Raw genomic sequence first — 3153 nt, 5'->3', positions numbered from 1 at the left:
GCCCTAGACAGCGCCCCAGACAACGGTAGCTAAACAGAAAATAATTTAGTATGAAATCACTTTTAGAGCTGATCACCTTGCGTGTGTGGAATGGTTGGGATAGCTTGTCCACTTCGCTGCTACTGGTTCCTCTACTGCTAGTAGCTATGCCAGCCGCCGCAGTTTATGCCCAAATAGACGCCGCTCAAGACGAGACTCAATCCGAGGTTCAGCCGTCTACACTACTCGACCAGCTTAGAGGCGATTTAGAAGTCGAGCCTAGCGCTGAAATCACGGGTATTCGCCTAGTTGAAATAGAAGACGGGCTCAAGGTTGTTTTGATCACTGATCAGCCAGAGCTAGTTGAAGTATTTCAATTTCAAGAGGGAACTACTCTAACCGTTGACATTACTAATGCAACGCTGTCTTTAGCCGATACTGAAGATGGCTTTATAGCGGCTGACGGCAGCTATCAGCAGCTAAACCCTATTGCTGGTGTGGCCTCTTTGAGGGTAGAGCAGCGCGGCAGCGAGATTCAGCTAACCGTGATCAGCGATAGTGAAACGCCCCCGGTTGCCTATTTCGAGAGACTGTCAGAGGCACTTCAGCTCGATGTGGTGACGCTGATTCCTGGCGCGACAGATACAGAGATTGACTTTGAAAGCAACAATCTACGCATTATCGTCACTGCCGAGCCATTAGATGGCTTTCGGGTGCAAGAGGCGACAACCGGGACACGTACGAATACGGCTTTGATCGATGTGCCTCAAAGCATTCAGGTAATTCCAGAGGCGGTGATAGAAGAGCAAGGGTCTACGTCGCTAGCAGATACGTTGCGGAATGTAAGCGGCGTTAATGCGGGGCGTTCTTCTCCCGGTTTGCAGGCGACTACGCCGCTTATTCGAGGTTTTGAGAGTAATAATATTTTGCGTAATGGGCTGCGCGACGATACATTGCGTATTGGCGCAGGCATAAATAACATTGAGCGAATCGAAATCTTAAAAGGGCCTGCTTCGGTGCTGTTTGGCTCGGGTAGCCTCAGCGGCACGATTAACTTAGTGACAGAAGAACCTTTGACAGAGCCACGATATGAGTTTGGCGCTTCGGCGGGTAGTTTTGAATTGTATGGAGGAGAATTTGATTGGACAGGGCCGCTAGATGAGGCGGGGCAGTTAGGCTATCGGTTGAACCTGGCCTATCAAGAGCGGGGTAGCTTTCGAGATTTTGAGGAGAGCGATCTGTTTTTTGTTGCGCCTTCTTTTCAACTGGCGAATACGGAACGCAGCAGTTTGATTGTAGATGTTGAATACTTTTCTCGGCGCTCTTACGGCACGGCGACAGGATTGCCGCCAGTGCCCGCCATTGGATTCGAGGGAAACACCATTGCAGAGAATGCTTTAGCACAAGGGTTGGAAGAACCTAATAACCCGAACCGCGTAACTCTAGATTCCCCAGGTATTCAAAGAGCGGGCACCTTGGATTTAAGAACAAATCCTAGCAATCCAGATCTTAGCTATACAGAAACCAATATTGCGAGACTGGGCTACCGATTTGAGTACGACTTTAACGATAATTGGAAGTTTAGAAACGAATTTCTTGGATCATTTCAAGATACTCCGCAAGACAGTGTAGTCGGCATAAACGGCAGAGAGCAAGTAGGTGGACAGCCCGATTTTCAACTGTATTCGAGAGCATATCTCAATAACATTAGCAGTCGTGAAGCGTTGACGCTCAACTCTAATATTGTTGGGGAGTATGAATTACTCGGGATTGATCAAACCTTACTATTAGGTGCTGAATTCTCTAAGGAGGACTCTACGGATGTACTTCTAGTACGGCTTGGACGTGGACGCGCTCCAGACGTGCCTAATTTGCCACCTTTTAACATATACGATCCTGTCTACAGAGATGACGAATTCTTCTTTGACACTTCGTCAGACCCTGTACTTTTCCGTGGAGATACTGTAACTCGTCGTCAGACACTAGGGTTTTATGGACAGCTTCAGCTTGATTTTTCCGATTATCTCATTCTTCTAGTTGGTGGACGATTTGATGTAGCCGATCAGTTCTTTCAAGATGACGAGCCCCGCTTTCAGGACCCTAGTGCTCGCGATCCTATTTCTACTTATGACACAGCATTTAGTCCTAGGATAGGCGTCGTTCTCAAGCCAGTAGAGAATGTCTCTGTATACGCTAGCTACGTAGAGTCATTTCTGCCTGTCATTGGTCGCAATGCAGGTGGCGATATCTTTGTTCCAGAAAGAGGAAAGCAGTTTGAGACGGGTATTAAGGCAAATCTATTTGATGACAGGTTGAATATGACGTTGGCTTACTATGATCTGCGTAGATCGGGTGTCGTGACCGAAGATTCGAACGATATTGGTGTCCTAGTTCAAGTAGGTGAACAGAAGAGTAGTGGCATAGAGTTTGACTTAATCGGTGAGCCACTGCCCGGATGGAACATTATTGCCAACTACGCCTATACAGATGCGCTCGTCAGTCAAGATAACGATTTTGAGGTAGGCACAAGATTACAAAATGCTCCTCGGAATTCGGCGAATCTGTGGACGTCTTATGAGATTCAAGGCGGCGCTTTAGAAGGGCTGGGCATCGGTACAGGCATCTCTTTTGTGAGCGATCGCAATGGAGATCTCCGAGAACCCTTTGTAATTCCCGCATATACTCGTACGGATGCTGCTGTTTTCTATCGCCGGAATGGGTTCAACGCTCAGCTAAATTTTCAAAATCTGTTCAACGTTCGCTACTTTGAGGGCGCAAGAGACCAAAATAGAGTTCTTCCAGGCGAACCCTTTTCAGTGATAGGCACCGTAAGCTGGGAGTTTTAAAGAATATGAGGGCCTTTGCCAAAATTTGGATCGGTCAGCTAGTTTCTACCATTGGTAGCTACATGACGGTGTTTGCGTTGATGATCTGGATCTGGCAAGAAACGGGATCGGCCACTACGCTAGCGCTGGTCACTTTTTTCTCTCAGCTACCTCGGATTGCCGTCACGCCTTTTGCTGGCGTTATCGTTGATCGGTTTCCTCGCAAGCGGCTGATGCTACTAGGCGATATCGTTGCCGCTGCCGGAACGCTTGTGGTGGGTCTGTTGTTCTGGCAGGGTCAGCTCCAGCTTTGGCATCTGTATGTAGTAGTAACCCTCCTGTCTCTTAT

2 protein-coding genes are annotated in these 3153 nt (G+C 48.0%); both read left to right on the top strand.

The window, feature by feature from the left end; genetic code table 11:
- Positions 1-50: 50 nt before the first annotated feature.
- Positions 51-2825, top strand: coding sequence for a TonB-dependent siderophore receptor (locus tag IQ256_RS28670; RefSeq protein ID WP_193859091.1), 2775 nt, complete (start codon positions 51-53; stop codon positions 2823-2825).
- 5 nt (positions 2826-2830) lie between these two features.
- Positions 2831-3153 (top strand): MFS transporter (locus IQ256_RS28665; RefSeq protein WP_193859090.1); only part of this gene is annotated, 323 nt, incomplete at its 3' end.

The organism is cf. Phormidesmis sp. LEGE 11477, from assembly GCF_015207105.1.
Lineage (GTDB): Bacteria > Cyanobacteriota > Cyanobacteriia > Phormidesmidales > Phormidesmidaceae > Phormidesmis.
The sequence above is the reverse complement of the archived record's forward strand: the minus strand, read 5'-3'. Positions and strand labels throughout refer to the sequence as shown.